This is a genomic window from Collinsella aerofaciens, assembly GCF_039758815.1.
Taxonomy (GTDB): Bacteria; Actinomycetota; Coriobacteriia; order Coriobacteriales; family Coriobacteriaceae; genus Collinsella; species Collinsella aerofaciens_BP.
Window position 1 is genome coordinate 1 of sequence record NZ_JBDMSK010000025.1, and the last position, 19,686, is coordinate 19,686.

The following is a 19,686-nucleotide window of genomic DNA, read 5'->3' on the forward strand; positions in this document are numbered from 1 at the left end:
GGTGTCCCCTCCCTTTCAAGAAAGGGAAGAGGCGAGGCATGCCCCGCCTCTTACACCACATCTCTGCGCGCTACCCTACATGGGCCATAAAAGCCGAAAAACAGTCCGTATTTCACCGCAACTTAGAAGGGGATGTGGGGTCCCGGCATGTATATGAAAATGGCTCTGGTCCCAAAAGGAATCAGAGCCATTCATCTATCTTATGGAGCGGGCGACGGGAATCGAACCCGCGTCATCAGCTTGGAAGGCTGGGGTTCTACCATTGAACTACGCCCGCAAGATATGGTCGGGACGACAGGATTTGAACCTGCGACATCCTGCTCCCAAAGCAGGCGCGCTACCAAACTGCGCCACGTCCCGAAGGTGTTGAGCAGCTAAGGTCTAAACCTTGCGTGTCCCAAAGCGAAGGAAATTATAGGGGAGACTCCCCGCCTGTGCAAGCATTGATGCCTTAGCTCCTCGAATGTGCGACAAAACGACTATGGAGCAGACCGATCACAAAGGCAACCACGGCAACCGGCGCCCACGCGGCTCCAATGTCCGCAAGCGGCAGTGCATCGAACGGCAGCCACGCGCCCGCAAAGAACGCATCGCGGACCGAGGTGATCACACTCTGCACAGCAACCACGCCGCCGACCCACACCCACACCTGTGGATGAGCGTCGCAAAAGCCGTGCACCAGGCCCATAAGCACCAGCACAATGGCGACGGGATACAAAGCGTTGAGCATGGGTACCGAGAACATAAGGATCACATCGAGGCCCACGTTGGAGAGCACGCACGAAAACGCCGCGAATACAAAGGCGAGGATCGCGAAGGGGCGGCGCATGGCCTCCTCGGAAGCCTCCGCTCCCCCTTCAACCACATACGTCTCGCAGAAGTAGCGCGAGCAGCAGCTGATGAGGCCGATGCACACGTTCATGCAGGCGAGGAAGAAGATGGCGAAGACCACGATCGTGCCGGCAAGGCCAAAGTGCATGGAGGCAGAGCGGGCAAGGATTGCAGCGCCGTTGGTGGCGTCGGGCATCACGGTGCCGAGCTGCATACCGGCAAGTGCCAAGCCGCAATAGATAATGGCCATGAGCACGCCGGCGATCACACCGGAGCGCGAAATCTCGAAGGCCACGCGCTTGTCATCGGTAACGCCCAGCTCGTGGATGGTCTCGGCGATGATAATGCCAAAGGCGAGCGACGCGAGCAGGTCCATGGTCTGGTAGCCGGTCAAAAAGCCCTGCACGGCAGCACCGGCATCATAGGGAGCTTGCGGGACAGCAGCCGGTCCTAGCGGCGAGATCACGGCGGCGCCGACAACGAGCACGATAAGCGCAATGAGCGCAGGGCCCGTAATGCGGCCGAGCACGCGCGTGATGACACCCGGGCGCAGCGTGAGCACAAACGCGACGACGAAGAACCCGATGGCAAACACCAGACGCGCCGTGCCGAGCGAAACGCCCTCGGGTAGCAGCGGCACCAGCATTTCGAACGCCGTAGAGCTTGTGCGCGGAATGGCCAGGCACGGACCGATGGCCAGATAGACCGCCGCAACGAAGAATTCGCCAAACTTAGGATGCACGCGGCCGGCAAGCTCGCGCGCCGTTCCGGCAAGTGCCACGGCGATAAAACCCATGACGGGCAGGCCGATGGCGGCAATCAGAAAGCCGAGCATGGCGACCGGCGTGGCAGAACCAGCCTGCAGCGCCAGCAGCGGCGGAATAATGAGGTTGCCGGCGCCAAAGAGCATCGAGAACAGCGCAATGCCGACGGTAACAACATGGTCGGAGCGCAAACCGCGCGGAGCGGATGAGGCCATATGCACACCTTTCGGGTCGAAACAAAAACGGGACGGGCAAAAACACCCATCCCGCAAGTATAAACGGTCTAGCAGCTTTAGCAGGCTAAATCGCACAGAGCATCGATAGCCGTGTCGACTTCTTCGGTCGTGTTGAAATACCCAAACGAGAAACGGACGACGCCCTGGCGCTCGGTCCCCAGCGCACGGTGCATGAGCGGGGCGCAATGGGCGCCGGGGCGCGTCGCAATCCCCCACCCTTGCATGAGCGCGTCCGAGATCTCGGCAGAGTCGATATCGCCCACGTTGAGCGACACGATCGCCGAGCGCGCGGGTTGGTCAAACGCACCGTAGAGCTTGATCTCCGGGATTTCGCGCACACCGGCAAGAAAGCGATCAGCGAGCGCACGCTCACGCGCCGCAATCGCCTCGACCCCGCCTTGCGCCTCGATAAAGTCGAGACCGGCAGAAAGTCCCGCGATGCCGTGACCGTTGAGCGTGCCCGCCTCAAGGCGCGTGGGCCACTCAAGCGGCTGCAGTGCATCGAAGCTGTGCACGCCCGTGCCGCCCATGGCCCAGGGCGCCACATCGACGCCCTCCGCCACGGCCAGGCCGCCGGTCCCCTGCGGACCCATGAGCCCTTTGTGGCCGGTAAAGCACACGGCGTCGAGCCCCATGGCTTGCATATCGATATGCGCCGTACCGGCAGACTGAGAGGCATCGACGATCACCAGCGCGCCGGCCGCATGGGCGATGGCAGCAACACGCGAAACGTCGACCGCGTTGCCGGTCACGTTGGAGGCATGCGTCACCACCACGGCGCGCGTACCCGGCGTGACAAGCCGCTCGAGTTCGTCGTAGTCGAGCACACCGTTAACGTCACAGCCCGCATGCTCAACGGTCACACCCCGTTCCGCTGCCAGGCGGTTGAGCGGACGCAGTACGGAGTTGTGCTCGAGCACCGTTGTGACCACATGGTCGCCGGGGCGCACCACCCCGTTGATGGCGGTGTTGAGCGCCGCCGTGGAGTTGGGCGTAAAGCACACATGGTCCGCCCTCGGGCAACCCAAAAGGCGCGCGAGCTTGGCACGGCAGCCGTGGATGGTACGCGCCGCGTCGAGCGCACCCGACGTGGCGCCGCGCCCGGCATTGCCGAGCGAGCACATCGCCTGCGTCACGGCATCGATGACCGTCTGCGGCTTGTGCATGGTCGTCGCTGCGTTATCCAGGTAGATCATCGCACGACCTCCCACATATCAATCACGGTATAGCCCTCGGTGGGAACGCCCGCCGCGGTAAGCTCGCTGCGCAGCAGCTCCTCATCGGCAGGCAACGCCTTCCACGCCAGACCGCAGCCGGCAGCGACCTCCCCGGGCACGGGAATCGTTCGCCCGGGAAGACCGCGCTCAATGCACAGGGTCTCGCACCCCATGGCGGCCGCCGTGGTGGGAAACGTGATGACAAGCGCCGGGCGCTTCTCCCTCATGGCAACTCCAACCAATACGCTACGGGCGCACGACGCGCACGGCCTGCTCCATCTTCTCCACGATCACGTACATGTTGGTGACCTCGCCTACTGCAAGCTGGTCCTTAATGCCATAGTGGTCGAGGCAGGTGCCACAGGTGAGAATCTCGACACCCTGCTCGGCCAGACCCTTCAGGTCATCGAGCACCGGCGAGCCCTCGACGGTGAGCTTGGCGCCGCCGTTGTAGAACAGCATGGTCGCGGGCAGCTCCTCCTGCTGCGTCACGGCAAAGATGAAGGCCTTCATGAGCTTGTGGCCCAGCTCGTCGTCGCCACGGCCCATGCAGTCGGTGTAGACGGAAATGACGAGCTTGCCCTTGCCGGCGCTGGCATCACAGAAGGCAGCGCCATCCTGCTCGGGATCGGCCACGGCAACGGCGCCAGAGGTCGCCACGGTCACGTGCCACTCGGCGTCAGAAACCTTCTCGACCGAGGCCGTGCAGCCCTTCTCCTGCGCCATCTTGGAGATGTTCTTGACGGCGGTCTCGTTATCGACCGAGGTCACGACGGTGCCCTCGCCATCGAGCTGCTTCAGGGCTTTGAGCGTCTTGACGACGGGCAGAGGGCAGGCATCGCCCATGGCATTGACTTCAATTTTGGTAGACATAGCTTTTCCTTTCGAATAAATCGTTTTAGAACGGTACATGGCTCAATAAACGTGTCGTTAACGGACAACGCGGACCGCAGGACCGCCCGGCTCCGCCTCGCACACGCGCCCGACAACGGCGGCAACGCGCCCCTCGGCATGCAAACGACGCGCAAGCTCATCCACGTCCACCGCGGGCGCCGCAATAAGCAAGCCGCCCGAGGTCTGCGGATCGTACAGCGCATCCAACATGCCCGGCTCCAGGTCCTCGTCGGCAGCCACGCGCGGGCCAAAGAAGTCCTGGTTGCGGTAGGAGCCCGCGGGGATAATGCCCATACGCGCCATGTCGAGCACCTGGTCAAAGAGTGGCACCGCCCCCGACGCAAGCTCAACTTGCACGCCCGAGCCCTCGGCCATCTCGCACGCGTGCCCGATCAGGCCAAAGCCCGTAATGTCGGTGCAGCCGTGAAGCTCAAGCCCCTCGGCCAGACGAATCGGAGCCTCGTTGAGGGTGCGCATCGAGTCAAACATGGCTGCGGCCTCGTCCTGCTCGATGAGCTCGCCCTTAATGGCCGTGGTGATGATGCCCGAGCCAACTGCCTTGGTCAGCAGTAACGCATCGCCCACGCGCGCGCCGCTGTTGGCGAGCATGCGGTCGAGCGCGACAAACCCGCTCACGGACAGGCCGTACTTGGGCTCGTCGTCGTTGATGGTGTGACCGCCCGCGATGGAGCAACCCGCCTCGACGCACTTGTCGGCGCCGCCCGCCAGAATCTGACCGGCAACCTCAACGCCCAGACAGCTCGGGATGCACAGCAAGTTCATGGCATGGCTCGGCCGCCCGCCCATGGCGTAGATGTCCGACAGCGAGTTGGCCGCGGCAATCTGGCCAAATAGAAACGGGTCGTCGACCATCGGCGGGAAGAAGTCGATGGACTGCACGAGACCCAAGTTATCGCCAACGCGAAAGACGCTCGCATCGTCGGAGGTATCGAACCCCACGAGCAGGTTGTCGTTATGCACATTGGGCAAGTCGCCCAGGACCTGGGCGAGGGCTCCGGGAGCCAACTTAGCGGCTCAACCGCTTGCGGCTGTCATGGACGTGAGCTTAATCTGATCGTCAGCCATCGATACCTCCTCTCTCTTCGGTCAATCATTTTCTCCCAGTATACGCATGAATGCGAGCCTGCAGCGGGTGCATTAATTGAGCGCCTGGGCGCGAATCGCCGCGCCGATGGCACCGGCAAAGCGAGCCTGGGGCGAGGTGGTCACCGGCGACCCCAGTAGCTCGCCCAACCGCTCCACCACGAAGGCGTTCTCGCACAGGCCACCGGTTAGGTAGTACGGGGCGCCCGTGGCCTGCCCGGCCATGGTCGCCACGCGCGAGACCACGCTGTCGATCACGCCGCGTGCAATGTTCTCGCGCGGCTCGCCACGACCGATCAGGCTGATGACCTCGCTTTCGGCAAACACCGTGCACATGCTGCTGATCTTGGTGGGCTCGCCGGAACGCGCAAGGTCGGCCATCTGCTGCTGGGAAATGCCTAGGCGGTCGGCCATGATCTCCAAAAAGCGCCCCGTGCCGGCAGCGCACTTGTCGTTCATGGCGAACTTGGCCACGCGACCGCCCTTGAGTTGGATGACCTTGGTGTCCTGGCCGCCCACGTCAATCACCGTGCCGTGATCGCCAAACAGGCGCGCGGCACCGGTGCCGTGGCAAGTAATCTCGGTCACGACCTTGTGCGCATAGGGCACGGCGACACGGCCGTAGCCAGTCGCGACCACGCGTACGTCGTCGGCCGCCACGTCGTAGCCGGCAGCAGCAAGCTCGCAGCGCAGACGTTCGGCCGCATCGACCGACGAGAACCCGGTTGGCTGCACGCACGTCCACGCCACCGAACCCTCCCCATCGACCACAGCAGCCTTAGCCGCCGTAGATCCGATATCGATCCCGATCCCTATCATGGCTCTCTCCCAATCTAAACATCAAAGATAGCGGCGCGTTCAGGCGCCTTGGCATCCTCCCTCACATGTGACAAAGGGACAGTCCCTTTGTCACATACCGTCACCTACAGGGTTTCGATGAAGGCAGCGATGCGCGTCTCGATCTGACCCATGTCGCCATTGCTGTAATCGGTCTCGATCTTCATGTACGGAATACCCGCACCCTCGACGGCCTCCTGCATGCGCGCGCTCTCAACGTTGAAGGTATGGCAGGCCTGTAGCACGCTCTCTACCACGCCATCGACGTGATACTTCTCGCACATGGCCAGCGTGTTTTTCATACGACCGTCGTTGGGCGTCATGACCGAGCAGTTGATATCCAGATAGCGGTCGGCGATGGCGCGCAGGATGTCGGGAGCCTCCGGATCGATCATCATGGCCGCCGTGCGCTCGCCCGAGCAGTCGTCCATGCACACGACCACGCCGCCGTTGGACTCGATAGTACGGCCGATCTTGTTAATCACGCCGCCCACCGGGCAGCCGGTGATCAGAATGCGCTTGGCATCTGCCGCGACCGGGCGCTCGCCCGCGTCGTAGGCCTCACGCAGCTTGGCAACCTTTTGCTCCAGCTGCTGTGTATAGGCCTCGATATCAAAGCTGAACGTGCCGGCAAACATAGTGCTCATCAGGTCAACGCCGCTCATGGCCGCCGGCTGGTTGGCCTGCAGCGCAAACATCTCGAGCTGGGCCGCACGCAGGCGGTTGCGACGACGCACGGCGGCGCGCAGGTCGTCATCGGTAATCGTGATGCCGTAGAAGCCCTCGAGCTCCTCCTTGAGCAGGCGGCACTCCTCGTACCAGCCCTCGCGCTCGTAGGCGCGATCGCGACCCTGCGGAAGATGCAGAATGTGCGTGCGCTTGAGCTCGTTGAGTAGCTCGTACATCTTCTTCTTGCCGTCGCAGGTTGTCTCACCGATGACCATGTCGCTAAAGTACGTAAACGGGCACTTTTGCGAGTAAGCAAAGCCGTAGGTCGACTTGATGAGCGGGCAGAGATTTGCCGGCAGCACCTTCTCGGCCTCGGGAATCACCTCGTCGGACGTGCCGCACAGCGCCACGCTCGCAGCCCCCGCGGCATCGATAATCTCGAGTGGCGTATAGCTGCACAGGAAGCCGACCAGGCGATTACCGGCCTGCTTGTAATCCTTAACGCGAATAAACGCGGCCTTACGCTGCTCGTTGAACTCCTCAAACGTGGACGGCAACGGCTGCTCATTATTTTCCGACATATAACTCCTTAACAAACCTTTCAACCAACCAAGGAAACGGCTTTCCCAGGTGCCCGAGGTTGCCGTGAAAGAGAAGCGCCGCATACTTTGGTACGCAAGCGACGGTTTGAACGGCAAGATCGGGCGCCTAGGGAAGCCGCCAGGGCGGATAGTCCTAAATGGTTTCCAAGAAAGCCTCGATCCTGGTTTGCAGTTGGCCTGCATCCTCGCCGGCGTAGTCGGTCGTGATGTGCATAAACGGAATGCCGGCTTCCTCGGCGGCCTTCTCCACGACAAACGACTCCATCTCGTAAAGCGTGCAGAACTGCAGGGCCACGTCGACGATGCCGTCGGCATGCAGGTCCTTGGCCATCTGGACAATATCCTTCATACGCTGGTCGTTGGGCGTAAAGACGGCGCAGTTGATCTTAAAGTAGCGCTCGGCAATGGCATCGAGCATCTCGTCGACCGTCTCACCGGACTCGTCGACCAGATCCTTGTAGTAGCGCGAACCCGTGCAAGACTCCTCGCCCACCACGACGCCGCCGGCCTTCTCGATGAGGTTGAACAGCTTCCAGTTGGGCACGGCCATGGGCGTGCCGGTGTACAGGATGCGCTTGGTCCCCTTGGGCGCCACGCCCTCGCCGGCCTCGACACGCTGCTCGCACTCAGCCGCCATATCGTTAATGGCTCCGGTCAGACGCGGCGTGTCGTCCATAAAGGCGGCCTGAACGGTCAGCAGGCTGTCGAGACCGCTGATGGGCGCCGGGTCGGCAGCGCGCGTGGCAGCGAGGCGCTGCAGGGCGCGACGCTTCTCATTGACGGCGTGGATGGCGGCCTTCAGACGCTCAGGCGTAATCGTGACGCCGCACTCTTCCTCGATCTTGGCGGCGAGCTTCTTGACCTCGGCCTTCCAGGTCACGAGCGTAGACTCGTCGTGCACGTTGGGAATATCCATGACGTACATGTTCTTTTGCGTTGCAAAGAACTCGTAGGCCTTCTTCTTGCCATCGCAGGTGTTCTCGCCTACCACCAGGTCACTCGACTCAATGTAGGGGCAGACCTCGCCCAGCTTAAAGCCGGCAAAGCTCTTGATGAGCGGACAGGTGTTGCGCGGCAGGTGCTCCTCGACCTTATCGGTTGCCCAGTCGGCACCCGAGCACAGACCAACGGGAATGCCGTCACAGGCAAGCACGATCTCCTCGGGCACGTACACGCAGAACGACCCCACGATCTTGGTGGCCTCGCCGGCCTCCTTCTTGTCGAGCATCTCCTTAATACGGCCGCTGTGGATGTTGGTGGCCACAAAGTCCAGGTAGGACGTTGACTTGGGACGGTTGTTCTGCGACAGGAACATGTCCCCGTACATCTGGCCCACGGCGCCCAGCAGCATATCGTGGTCGGCAAGATTCATGCCGAGGCTCTCCCACATCGGATGGAAATCGAATTCTTCAGCCATAACGGTTCCCCTCTCGAACCAAAAATGAATAGCTACGGTATTGCTGCACGGTGGATGGCGAAAACCCAGCCGCGCCTAAACCCGGAATTTTAGGGAACCTGCTTTGCGGTCGATTATTTAGTTGTGCGTCGTCTCTCCCGGAGCCGTGAACATACCTGCTCATATGCGGCTCCGAGCGATATATAGGGCACGCGCGGCAACGCGGCAAATGTATGTCGTCTGCGGCATGTGCGCACCCTCCTTAACCAGTTGATGTCAACTATATCAACGGTCATCGACCATGCGAACACCGTTGACATTCGTACGACAGCATCGTGTGCCGTCGTTTAATAAATTATTATCTTGATTAATAAGAGTTTGTCATCTCTCATTCAGCGAACGGCAAACAAAACCGCCGAGGCTTATACCCCGACGGCATTACCCGGCGCTATCGACAAACCAAATGGATCCTGCTGGCATCAAAATGCATGCGCAGCGTCTCGCCTGCTTGCGGCAGCGCGTCGACAGGCATGCCCACCTTGTTGACCTTCCACTGCAGACGCGTGGGCGCATCGACGCGCGGCACGTCCAGCAACACCAGCCGCTCAAAGCGCGAATCACTCACGCGGGCCACGTGCAAGTCATAGCTGTTGCGGCCCCGCTCAGCGCGATTGTCAACATGGAAGTAGCTTGCGCGAATACCCAGGTACGCCACGTCATCGGGAATCTCGCGACCCACGTTAAAGGTCATGCCCCAGTCGAGGGCCTCAACTTCTTCGTCGCCGATCTTGCGCGCCCGGCTTGTGTTCTTGCAGCCCGTCAGGCGCAGCGCCGCCAGCGTCTGCGGACGGCGGACCACATCCTCAACGGAGCCAGTCTCCTCAACATGCCCGTCGTGCATCACGCAGATGCGCTGGCACAGGCGGCACGCCTCGTCGATGTCGTGGCTCACGTAGAGCACGGTGCGGTTACAGACGTCGAACAGGTCGAGCATGTTCTGCTCGAGTGCGCTCTTAAGATAGGAATCGAGCGCGCTCATGGGCTCGTCGAACATAAAGATGCCCGGATGCGCCGCCACCATACGGGCAAGCGCCACGCGTTGCTGCTGCCCGCCCGAAAGGCGCGCGGGATATCGGTCGGCAAAATCGGCCAGACCGAAAATGCCCAGATAGCGCTCGGCGAGCTTTTTGCGCGCGGCGGCGTCGCCCGCATCCTTTACACCGGCACATACGTTATCGGCCACCGTCATGTTGGGAAACAGCTGATAGTTTTGGAACAGCAGGGCGCATTTTCGCTCCTGGGGCGACAGGTTGATGCCCGCCGCCGAGTCAAAAAAGGTCACGCCGTTGACAACGATCTTACCCTCGTCGGGCGTCTCCACACCGGCGATGCAGCGCAGCGTACAGCTCTTGCCGCAACCCGAGGCGCCCAGCAGGGCCACGCGCTCCTCGCCGGCCTCAAGCTGCATGTCGAGCACAAACCCGGGATAGCGCTTTTTGATATCCAGAACGAGCGACATGGCCTATCGACCTCCCTTCGCGACCGCGTCATCGCGCATAAGCTCGGCCAGCGCCTCGCGATCGATTCGCAGGGCATCGCCGCCCGCCGGGTCGAGCGAATCACCCTGTCCGGCGAGGTCTTTGGCCTGCTTGCGCCCCGCATGGGAAAGGCCCCGCTCGCGATACTTTTGCGAATGGGCGGTGTACATGTTAATGAACAGGATGACCAGGAAGCTGAACGCAATTACGACCACGACCCAGAAGAGCGCGACCGACGTATTGCCGCCCATCCACTCAAAATAGATGGCGATGGGGATGGTCTGCGTAATGCCGGCGTAGTTGCCCGCAAAGAACAGCGTGCAGCCAAACTCTCCCATCGCGCGGGCAAAGGCGAGGACCGTACCAGCAGCAATAGAAGGCCACCCAAGCGGCATCATAAGCTTGGCAAAGATGCGACGCTCGGACCATCCCAGGGTTCGCGCGGCGTCAAGCATCTGCGTGTCGAGGCTCTCAAAGGCGCCGAGCGCCGTACGGTAGACCAGGGGGAACGATACCACCACGGCAGAGATCACCGCCGCCGGCCACGTAAAGACAATCGAGACGCCGTGCGCAATCAGCCACTGGCCCACCCCGGTCGAGCGACCAAACAGCATAAGCAGCAAAAAGCCGCAGACCGTGGGCGGCAACACCATGGGGATGGTAAAGACCGAGTCGAGCAGGCCCTTGATGCGACTCGAGGTACCCATAGTCTTCCACGCGGCGAACAGGCCCAGCGCAAGGGAGATCACCAGGGCAAGGCCGCTCGTTTTAATGGACACCCAAAACGGGCGATAGTCGATGTCGCCCAAAAAGGAGACCAGAGAGGTCAAGGGCCCTTGCTCATCCCGCAACATGACAGACGACGCCTCTACCATTTGAGCGCTATCAAGCCAACGCGCGCCGCCCTTGGCATCACCCGAGGCTGATGCAATCACCACATAGCGGTCCCCATCCGCACCGCGCTCATCAAAGCCATAGGTATACCCGCCGGCATCAAACGTTGTTTCCGCCGTGACATACCAAGGAAGATCCACGTCCCCCAGCCGCGCACCTCCCATGCAGTTTGCGCTGTCGAGGTCACAGACGAGGGCCTTGAGACCCGATACGCACTCGTTGTCCTGCGGATCCAATCCATACTTCTCGACCGCCTTGGGCGATATCCACGCCACAACGCGATCGGCAGCAGGCGCCACTACAAGGTCCACATCCTCGTCAACGGGAAACCGGTAGCCCTCAGGCTGGCCCTCCATGGCACGAGCGGTCCCCTTCGCCAACCGCTCAAAACCCTCGATTCCATAGGAAAGCCCATGAGCGGTCGCAGCAACCTGGGCCCCGTCCTCGGCGTCCCCGGCAAACGCAAATCCCGGCACCCAGCAAAGCGCGAAGGTCAAAGCACAGGCGACAAGCATGCGGAATCTATTAAGCACGAAAAGCTCCAAGCGAATACAAGGACGGAGTGAAACACAAAACGATGGAATTATCGCGCCAAGCCGCACTACTCGGAAAGCTCAAAGCCGTACTTAGCCCAAATCTTCTGAGCCTTCTTGTTGGTCAGACAGAAGTCGATGAACGCCTTGGCCTCGTCGGCGTGCTCGGAGCTCTCGGCAACGGCACCCGGGTACACGATGGGTTTGTGCGAATCCTCGGGGCACACGAAGGCTTCCTCGATGCCGTCGTAGCGGAAGATATCGGAGCTGTAGACAAAACCGGCCACGCAGTCGCCTGTAGAGACGTAAGACGCAGCGGTGCCGACCTTGTCGGCCAGGGCCACCTTGTCGGCGATCTCGGGCACATACTCGCCGTCGTCGCCCTCGGTACCGGTGTAGAGGCCCACGGAGGCCAGGGCTTGGTTGGCGTACTTGCCGGCGGGGACGGTCTTGGCGTCGCCGATGGCGATCTTGCCGTCCAGATTCGCGACGTCGGCGATGGCCTCAACCTTGGTGTCGGAGCCCTCGGCGCGAATAATCACGAGGTCGTTGACGAACATGTCCTCACGGGTGCCGGCGTCGACGAGCTCGGCGGCCTCGGCGTCGTCCATGGTACCCTTGGAAGCGGTGATGAGCACGTCGACCGTGGCACCGGCGCGCATCTGCTCGACGAGGTCGCCAGACGCCTTAAACTGCGTGTCGGCAAACGTGGTGCCGGTCTGCTCGGTGTAGAACTCCTGAACCTCGGGCAGGGCCTTCTCGAGCGAGTTGGCGGCAAAGACCTGCAGCTCGACAGCCTTCTTCTTAGAGGAAGACTTGACGGAGCCGGCATCGGAACCAGCGGGCTCGGACGTCTTGTTGCCCGAGCAGCCGGCAAGGCCAAGGCCGGCGGCAGCGGCAGCAGAAAGCGAGACAAAACCGCGGCGAGAAACCATATCGAACATGTTCAACCCTTTCGAACGCTATACCCGGGCACCCCACCGCGGGCTTTATTCTGTTACTAGATTATACTTCAGCGCGAATAATGATAATGAGAAATTATTCCGCTAGAGAATATAGTTTCGAGTTGCCGTGCACCTCGGCGTCGCTTCGGCGGAAAACAAAGGCGGAGCAGCCGTTCAGGTCGCCCCGCCGCAGGTAAACCGCTTATTTGGTATGTCCGCCGCCCGCCGTCATTTGGGCCGCATGCTCCAGCTGATCGCTCACGGCCTCCCAGCTTTCGCGGGCCGCTTTCGTGGATCCCGGAAAGTTAATGACAAGCGTATGCCCACGCTGCATGCACACGGCGCGCGAGAGCATAGCGCGGCGCGTCTTGGTCATGGAGTACGCACGGATTGCCTCTGCAATACCCGGCACATCGCGGTCGCAGACGGCACGCGTCGCCTCGGGCGTCACGTCGCGCATCGAAAGTCCCGTGCCGCCACAGGTGAGCACGACATTGGCGTGGCACTCATCGGCAGCTTCCACAATGGCATCACCGATCTCGCTGGCGTCGTCGCGCACGACCACATGCGAGACGACCGTCCAGCCCTGCGCCTCGATAAGTTCCTCGAGTGCGGCTCCAGCCTCGTCCTGAGCAAGATCGCGCGTATCCGAGCACGTCACGATCGAAATCTTCAACTCCATAGTCTTCCTCCTACAACACCGTGCCCTCGGGCAGGTCGACACGCACGACATCCACGACGTCGCCCGCCTTGAGCTCGCACGGTCCTTCGTCAATACGCAGCAGGCAGTTGGACCGCTGCATCGTGCCGAGCAGCGCCGAATTCTGCGTCTTGGCCTCGGTCACCAACAGCTCACTGGTCTCGGGGTCGCGCAAAACCGTGGCGCGATCGAAGAAGCGTCGGTCCTGGCGCTTTTTCACGCCGTGCGTGAGCGTCGCCTGCTGCGCGGGACGCACGCCCTCGGCAAAGCCGCGCATCTTGCGAATCGCCGGACGGGCGAGCATCTCAAAGCCCACATACGCCGCGGCCGGATTGCCTGAAAGCCCTAGGTAGGGCTTGCCCCCGAGCAAGCCAAACGTGATGGCCTTGCCCGGACGCATCGAGATGCGATCGAACAGCACCACGCCCTCGCGCCGGACGAGCGCCGTCACGTAGTCGTAATCGCCCGCCGAGGCGCCGCCGCTCGTAATGACAAAATCGCACTCTCGCGTGGCGCGATGCACCAGCTCGCCAATCGCCTGCTCATCGTCGGGCGCAATACCGTAGAACACGGGCTCGGCGCCGGCATCGAGCGCCTCGGCCATCAGCGCCGAGGAGTTGGAATCGCGAATCTGCCCGCGCGCCGGCAGCTCACCCGGCGCGACCAGCTCCGTGCCCAGCGAGATAATGCCCACGCGCGGAGCGGCATGGACCTTCACGCTCGCGTAACCGGCGCTTGCCAGCAGGCCGGCGCCGGCCGGAGCCACGACCTCGCCGGCATGCATCACAACATCGCCGGCATGGGCCTCCTCGGCGGCAGAGCGAACGTTCTCCCCTACCTTGGCAGGCGCCGAGAAGCGAACGTGCGAGCCCTCGTTGCCGTCGCCATCGAGTACGTCGACGATCTCGTACTTCACCACGGCATCGGCACCTTCGGGCACCGGCGCGCCCGTCATGATGCGGACGGTCTCGCCCGCGCCGATTGTGCCCTCAAAGATATGGCCCGCGGCCTCGTGTCCTACGACGGAGAGCGTCACCGGAGTGTCACCGGCGGCCGCAGCAAGATCGGCTGCGCGCACGGCATACCCGTCCATGGCGCTGTTGGCAAACGGCGAGATGTCGATATCGGCCACCGCGTCCTCGGCCAAGGGAAGACCGGCGGCCTGCCACACGGGAATCTCGACGAGATCGGTCGGAGCAACGTGCGACAGAACAATCGACTGCGCGTCCTCCAGCGGAATGAGTTTCTCTGCCATATGCACCTCTTAATGCCACGGCGCACAACAGGGGCGCCGATTCTTTATGCTTGTCTCAGTATAATCCCCCGACGCACGACCGCGACTCGGCCTGCACCCGCAAATACACCTGTCGGTTGCAGGCCGCGAAACAGAATGGAAACCAACCCACCGGCTCGTCGCGTTTACCGCGTTTTATAATGCTTGCGTTGCAACCTAAAAGAGGAACGTATGGCTCATAACGACAAACCCGAAAGCGCAAACGAGGCGCAGGATCATTCCCAGCCGCTCGACGAAGGCGGTTTTTTCTCCCTGAACGACGTCATCGCGGCAGGCAGGCATCAGCTCACCCGCTCTGAGCATCTCTTGGCTGCCGACACGCGCCGCAACGCCCGCAACCTACTCGCGAGCGCCAAGTTGCTCGCACTCGTCGTCATCGTCTCGCTCGCCATGGGCGTTGCCGCTTGGGCGTTTTTGGCCTCGTTGAATATCGCGACCGACTATCGCGAGCAGCATGCGTGGATTTACGCGCTGCTTCCCGTTGTGGGCGTTGCCACCGCATGGGTGTACAAAAACCACGGTCTCGCCGCCAAACGCGGTAACAACCTGGTCATCGACTCCGCTCTGGGCACCCGCCTCATCCATATGCGCATGGCCGTCCTCACCTTCGTCTGCTCCACGCTCACGCACCTAACGGGCGGATCGGCCGGTCGCGAGGGAGCTGCGGTGCAGATTGGCGGCACCATCGCCAGCAACATCTCGAGCCTCGCCCACCTCAAAAAGCATGACCACCACGACCTCATGCTCGCCGGCATCTCGTCGGCCTTTGGCGCCGTATTCGGCTCGCCCCTTGCCGGGGCTTTCTTTGGCATGGAGATGTGCTTTATCGGCAAGATCGACTACACCGCGGGCATCTACTGCCTGGTCGCCTCGTTTACCGGCTACTTTACATCACTCGCCCTGGGTACCGAGTACGAAGCGAATGTTATCGCCAGCGTTCCCAACATGACACCACGGACGGTTGTCATCGTAGTCATCAGCGCCATCATCTTTGGTCTCACCGCACGTCTCTTTGCCTGGTCGGTTCGTACCGTCAAGAGCCTGTACGGCCGCTTTATCACCAACTATATTGCTCGCGCACTCGTGGGCGCGCTCGTGGTGCTCGCGGCCTACGCGATGCTCGACGCCTGGAAGTATGCCGGCCTTGCCACCTGGCTCTCGGGCGCCGGGTTCGCCGGTAACACGACCCTTGCCGACGCAGCCATCAAGCTCGTGGTGACGGCGCTCACCCTGGGCGCCGGCTTCCAAGGAGGCGAGGTCACACCCCTGTTTGGCATCGGTGCGGCGCTCGGCGGTTGGATCGGTTGCCTCGTCGGAATCGACCCCAGCTTTCTGGCGGCGCTGGGCATGCTCGGCGTGTTCTGCGCCGGCCTTAACGTACCCATCACCACCTGTATGATGGCCATCGACCTGTTCCACGGCACGGCTGCCGGGTTCTTTGTCATCGTAGCCTTTATCAGCTACCTAACCGGCGGACACCGCGGCGTGTACCCCGCCCAGCGTATCATCTCACCCAAGCGCCGTTCGCTTATTGTGGATGAGGGCGGTACGGTAGCGGATGCTATCGAGCGCCACAACGACCTGATAGAGTAGATGTAATAATCGCCGTGCAGCCACAATCAGGGCAATTCGACCTGAGCGCGACCGCACCGTCATGTCACACGCCGGGAGTCGCCCCATGCACGCAACTGATTTTGGTCGCACGCTCATCATCGCCAACCCCGCCGCCCAGTCTGGTGCGGCGCGCGAAGTTGCCGAGCGCCTTCAGCGCTTTTTGGACATGACCGCGCGCTCATCCCAGTTTGACCTGGTGCTGACCGAGCGCATGGGACATGCCAAGGAACTTGCCGCACGGGCCCAGGGCTACCGCACGGTTATCGCACTCGGCGGCGACGGCGTGATCCACGAGGTCGTCAATGGACTCATGACGCAGGATGAGGCGGTCCGTCCCGCCCTTGCCGTCCTACCCGTAGGCTCCGGCAACGATTTTGCCCAAACGCTCGGTATCGACGATTTCTCCGGCAAAGATTTTGGCGCGCTGCTCACCTGCAAGCTGCAGCGTCAGGACATCGGGCGCATTCGCTCGTGGAGCCCTGCAAGCGGCAGCGGCGAGGCTGCCGCTGAGTACTACGACCAGACGCTTTCGGTCGGCATCGATGCCGCCATCGGCCTTGGCACCACCGAGCTGCGCAAAAAGACGGGCCTCGCCGGCGCTCCGCTCTACACTCTTTCGGGACTTGAGCAGTTTGGCCTGCGCTATCGCAACTACCCCATGACCGTCAGCTTTGACGGCGCGCCCGCCGAGCGCGTAAGGGCGATTATCATGGCGATTCAGCTGGGCCCCACCTATGGTTCGGGCTATCGCATCTGCCCCGACGCCGACCCGTGCGACGGCATACTCGACGTCTGCTACGCCTGCGGTCCCGTCCCTCGTGCGGTTGCCCTGCCCATGTTTCTTTCGGCCAAGGACGGCCACCATACCAAGCTGCCGCCGGTTCGCATGCGTCGTTGCCGTCATGCCGAGCTCACGTTCGAGGAGCCCGACTACCCCATCCAAGCCGACGGCGAGCCCGTTGTCGCCTCGTGCATCGAGGTCGACGTCCTCGGTGGAGCCCTCCACGTCTGGCGCCCCACCCGCTAGCAAGACCAGCGAAACAATCGGCTACTCGTCGCTCCCCGGCTTGCGACGGTTGGCCTTTTTAATCGCGTTGAAGTGCTTGTCATTGAGCCTGCGCTGGCGAGAGCGCAGAGGCACCTTAGTCATTACGCGTCGGCGCGGTGGACGCCCGCGACGCTTCAGCTCAGCGCGCAGCTTACGCAGGCAGCTCGCGCGATTCTGAAACTGACTACGGCTCTCGCGCGCCGTCACAACAATCCCCGTGGGCCCATGCTTCATACGCACCGCCGAGTCCGTCGTGTTCACGCCCTGTCCGCCCGGACCCGTCGCGCGAAACACCTGCACCTCGCAATCGCGCGCCAACTCCTCGGCCGACATCTCGGCATAGCGCGCATACTCGCGCCATCCCATCTTATTCTCATCCATATCAACACCTCCCCTCATACAAAAAATGTGACAAAGGGACAGTCCCTTTGTCACATCGCATACCAATCGCTTGTGTTGCGCGCTTAGGCGAAGGTGATCTCGCCGTTCTCGCAGTCCATATCGGCGATACGTGCCAGGCTCTCAACGCGGAAGCCGCGCTTACGGAGCTTATCGCCGCCGCCCTGGAAGCCCTTCTCAACGGCGATGCCAATGCCGGCAACTTCGGCGCCCGCAGCCTCGCAGATCTTAATAAGGCCCTCAAGCGCGCAGCCGTTGGCCAGGAAGTCGTCGATGATCAGGACCTTGTCGCCCTCGGACAGGAAGCGCTTACCCACAATGACCGGGTACTCCTTCTGCTTGGTAAAGGAGTAGATGGTCGTGGCATACTGCTCGCCGTCGAGGTTGATGGACTGCGCCTTCTTGGCAAAGACCACCGGCACGCCGCCAAAATGCTGAGCCGCGATGCAAGCCATGCCAATGCCCGAAGCCTCAATCGTCAGGATCTTGTTGATCTCGACACCCTCGAACAGACGGGCCCACTCGGCGCCCATGTGGTCGAACAGCTCAACGTCGCATTGGTGGTTGAGGAAGGCATCAACCTTAAGGACGTTACCGGCCTTTACGATGCCGTCATGGCGAATACGATCCTCAAGCTCCTGCATGGCGCAACCCCTTCTCGCGGCAACGATACCGCGCGATTAATAAACGTTGTTCGATAGTCTACCACGGACCGACCCCCGCCCGTCCCACAAGCCGCATCGCACCACAAACCAGTCTTTTTGGGACGGCGCGAATCGTGGCAGACAGCCTCCCAACACGCTAATGGCGGGCGCGCATCTTCACCAAACGCACCATGGCAAGCGCAAAGCCCACAGCGGCCACAGCCATCAACACATAGAACACCGAACGGAAACCAAACAGGAACACATCCGGACGTCCTGCAACAAAACTGGTCACGGCCTCGCCCATCGCCACGCTCATCTGTCCATACAGGATATTCGACGCCACCGTAATGCCGAGTGCCATACCCGCATAACGCGCCAGGCTACCCAGACTACCCGCAAAGCCGAGTGCTTCGCGCGGAGCCGAGCCCATGTACAACGAGTTGTTAGGACTCTGGAAAACCGACGTACCGCACGACATAAACGCGACACAGCACACGATCACAGGGATAGAAGAGCGCTCGTCGAGCGTGCTTACCGCAAAGAGACCGCACACATACACGCCCAGGCCGACCGCCGTAGGGCCCTCGCAGCCAACACGGTCCGAAACCGTACCCGAAAGCGGCCCGATAAAGGCATTCACCATCGGCAGCGCCAAAAAGAGCAATCCGGAAATGTCGGAACCAAAGCCGTGGGCGTCCTGAAAATAGAACGGCAGAATAAACTCGGATGCGCCAATGCCAACGAACACGATGAGCATGCAGACAAGGTTGATGGTGAAGGCCGAATTTGCAAAGCAGCGACGAGCGGCCTCGATCAGGGACATGGGGCGCTCGCCGGCCTCCGGCTTAACATGCGGCAGCGTGTAGAGCCCCACGATAAACGAGATCACGCCAATAGGCAGGTTGATGAGGAAGATACTCTCCCAGGGAAAGCTTGCCACCAGCATGCCGCCAAGCACGGGGCCACACATCATGCCGAGGGCCACAAAGGTCGCGAGAATACCCATGGCACGGCCACGTTCGCGCGCCGGAAACGACTCGGTGATGATACCCATGTTGTTAGCCATGGCCGCCGCGCAACCGACGCCCTGAACAATGCGTGCCAGGATAAGAACCTCGAGCGAACCCGAAAGGCCGCAAAGCAGCGAGCCGGCCGTAAAAACGATTACGCCCAGCTGGAATACGCCCACCTTGCCGCGCACGTCGCCCAAGCGGCCAAACGGCAGCATAGCCACGCATGTCGCAAGCAGGTACACCGAGCTCACCAGCTGGATGCGGTCGAGGCCCACGCCCAGCTCCTTTTGCATCACGGGCAACGCCACGGTCACGACGGTCGAATCCAGACACGACATAAACGTCATGATGAGCACGGTAAACAGAATCGCCCATTTGTTCTTGCCATGGGTGTCGCCCTCTAGAGCAATGTGCTCGCGGCGCAACTGCTCTGCAGTTTTCTCCATATCCATCCTTTCGAGTGGCCTAACGCAAAAAACGGGGCCCCGATCGCCTGCAAACAGCCGCGATTG

Annotated in this window: 17 protein-coding genes, 2 tRNA genes and 1 pseudogene; 2 read left to right on the forward strand and 18 right to left on the reverse strand. The window is 61.7% G+C overall.

What is annotated here, in order from left to right; genetic code table 11:
• Positions 1–203 precede the first annotated feature (203 nt).
• The 15 genes from ABHT90_RS08735 to ABHT90_RS08805 all read right to left on the reverse strand — a co-directional run bounded on the left by ABHT90_RS08735 (position 204) and on the right by ABHT90_RS08805 (position 14,414).
• Positions 204–277: transfer RNA gene (locus ABHT90_RS08735), tRNA-Gly, on the reverse strand.
• A 6-nt stretch (positions 278–283) separates the two neighbouring features.
• A tRNA-Pro gene (locus ABHT90_RS08740) sits at positions 284–360 on the reverse strand.
• Positions 361–451: 91 nt separating this feature from the next.
• Positions 452–1,810: a branched-chain amino acid transport system II carrier protein gene (gene brnQ, locus ABHT90_RS08745; protein ID WP_346982238.1), complete on the reverse strand. Its 1,359-nt coding sequence runs from the start codon at positions 1,808–1,810 to the stop codon at positions 452–454.
• A 77-nt stretch (positions 1,811–1,887) separates the two neighbouring features.
• Positions 1,888–3,027 carry an aminotransferase class V-fold PLP-dependent enzyme gene (locus tag ABHT90_RS08750; protein WP_346982239.1) on the reverse strand — a complete coding sequence of 380 codons (1,140 nt, stop codon included), beginning with the start codon at positions 3,025–3,027 and terminating at the stop codon, positions 1,888–1,890.
• Positions 3,024–3,275: a putative Se/S carrier protein gene (locus ABHT90_RS08755; protein ID WP_117746402.1), complete on the reverse strand. Its 252-nt coding sequence runs from the start codon at positions 3,273–3,275 to the stop codon at positions 3,024–3,026. Before ABHT90_RS08755 ends, ABHT90_RS08750 begins: the two co-directional genes overlap by 4 nt.
• Positions 3,276–3,294: 19 nt before the next feature.
• Positions 3,295–3,921, reverse strand: coding sequence for a sulfurtransferase-like selenium metabolism protein YedF (yedF, locus tag ABHT90_RS08760; protein ID WP_035138030.1), 627 nt, complete (start codon positions 3,919–3,921; stop codon positions 3,295–3,297).
• Between the two features lie 57 nt (positions 3,922–3,978).
• Complete coding sequence (gene selD, locus ABHT90_RS08765) at positions 3,979–5,028, reverse strand: selenide, water dikinase SelD (protein ID WP_346982240.1); 1,050 nt, start codon at positions 5,026–5,028, stop codon at positions 3,979–3,981.
• A gap of 72 nt (positions 5,029–5,100) precedes the next feature.
• On the reverse strand, positions 5,101–5,865 hold the full coding sequence (locus ABHT90_RS08770) for an acyl-CoA dehydratase activase (protein WP_346982241.1): 765 nt from the start codon (positions 5,863–5,865) through the stop codon (positions 5,101–5,103).
• 104 nt (positions 5,866–5,969) lie between these two features.
• Positions 5,970–7,133 carry a double-cubane-cluster-containing anaerobic reductase gene (locus ABHT90_RS08775; protein ID WP_346982242.1) on the reverse strand — a complete coding sequence of 388 codons (1,164 nt, stop codon included), beginning with the start codon at positions 7,131–7,133 and terminating at the stop codon, positions 5,970–5,972.
• Between the two features lie 154 nt (positions 7,134–7,287).
• The gene (locus ABHT90_RS08780; RefSeq protein ID WP_346982243.1) at positions 7,288–8,571 is read right to left on the reverse strand and encodes a double-cubane-cluster-containing anaerobic reductase; all 1,284 of its coding nucleotides are present in this window, start codon (positions 8,569–8,571) and stop codon (positions 7,288–7,290) included.
• Between the two features lie 427 nt (positions 8,572–8,998).
• A complete protein-coding gene (locus tag ABHT90_RS08785) occupies positions 8,999–10,069 on the reverse strand; it encodes a sulfate/molybdate ABC transporter ATP-binding protein (protein ID WP_195444630.1) in 1,071 nt (356 codons plus the stop codon).
• Positions 10,070–10,072: 3 nt separating this feature from the next.
• Positions 10,073–11,515: a molybdate ABC transporter permease subunit gene (gene modB / locus ABHT90_RS08790; RefSeq protein ID WP_271739726.1), complete on the reverse strand. Its 1,443-nt coding sequence runs from the start codon at positions 11,513–11,515 to the stop codon at positions 10,073–10,075.
• A gap of 68 nt (positions 11,516–11,583) precedes the next feature.
• A complete protein-coding gene (gene modA / locus ABHT90_RS08795; RefSeq protein WP_346982244.1) occupies positions 11,584–12,459 on the reverse strand; it encodes a molybdate ABC transporter substrate-binding protein in 876 nt (291 codons plus the stop codon).
• 202 nt (positions 12,460–12,661) lie between these two features.
• Positions 12,662–13,141, reverse strand: a complete 480-nt coding sequence (locus ABHT90_RS08800) for a MogA/MoaB family molybdenum cofactor biosynthesis protein (protein WP_022095222.1) — start codon at positions 13,139–13,141, stop codon at positions 12,662–12,664.
• Between the two features lie 10 nt (positions 13,142–13,151).
• On the reverse strand, positions 13,152–14,414 hold the full coding sequence (locus ABHT90_RS08805) for a molybdopterin molybdotransferase MoeA (protein ID WP_346982245.1): 1,263 nt from the start codon (positions 14,412–14,414) through the stop codon (positions 13,152–13,154).
• 210 nt (positions 14,415–14,624) lie between these two features.
• On the opposite strand from ABHT90_RS08805, the gene ABHT90_RS08810 reads away from it, so the two are divergent.
• Both ABHT90_RS08810 and ABHT90_RS08815 read left to right on the forward strand, forming a co-directional pair.
• The gene (locus ABHT90_RS08810) at positions 14,625–16,046 is read left to right on the forward strand and encodes a chloride channel protein (protein WP_346982246.1); all 1,422 of its coding nucleotides are present in this window, start codon (positions 14,625–14,627) and stop codon (positions 16,044–16,046) included.
• Positions 16,047–16,131: 85 nt separating this feature from the next.
• Positions 16,132–17,094, forward strand: a complete 963-nt coding sequence (locus ABHT90_RS08815) for a diacylglycerol/lipid kinase family protein (RefSeq protein ID WP_346982247.1) — start codon at positions 16,132–16,134, stop codon at positions 17,092–17,094.
• A gap of 21 nt (positions 17,095–17,115) precedes the next feature.
• Here ABHT90_RS08815 and ABHT90_RS08820 read toward each other — a convergent pair.
• From ABHT90_RS08820 to ABHT90_RS08830, 3 genes and pseudogenes are all read right to left on the reverse strand, one after another.
• Positions 17,116–17,427 (reverse strand): annotated as a pseudogene (locus ABHT90_RS08820) (peptide chain release factor family protein); the annotation flags it as partial.
• A gap of 152 nt (positions 17,428–17,579) precedes the next feature.
• Positions 17,580–18,158 carry a xanthine phosphoribosyltransferase gene (locus tag ABHT90_RS08825; RefSeq protein ID WP_055286127.1) on the reverse strand — a complete coding sequence of 193 codons (579 nt, stop codon included), beginning with the start codon at positions 18,156–18,158 and terminating at the stop codon, positions 17,580–17,582.
• Positions 18,159–18,315: 157 nt separating this feature from the next.
• Positions 18,316–19,620, reverse strand: a complete 1,305-nt coding sequence (locus tag ABHT90_RS08830) for an MFS transporter (protein WP_346982248.1) — start codon at positions 19,618–19,620, stop codon at positions 18,316–18,318.
• Positions 19,621–19,686 lie beyond the last annotated feature (66 nt).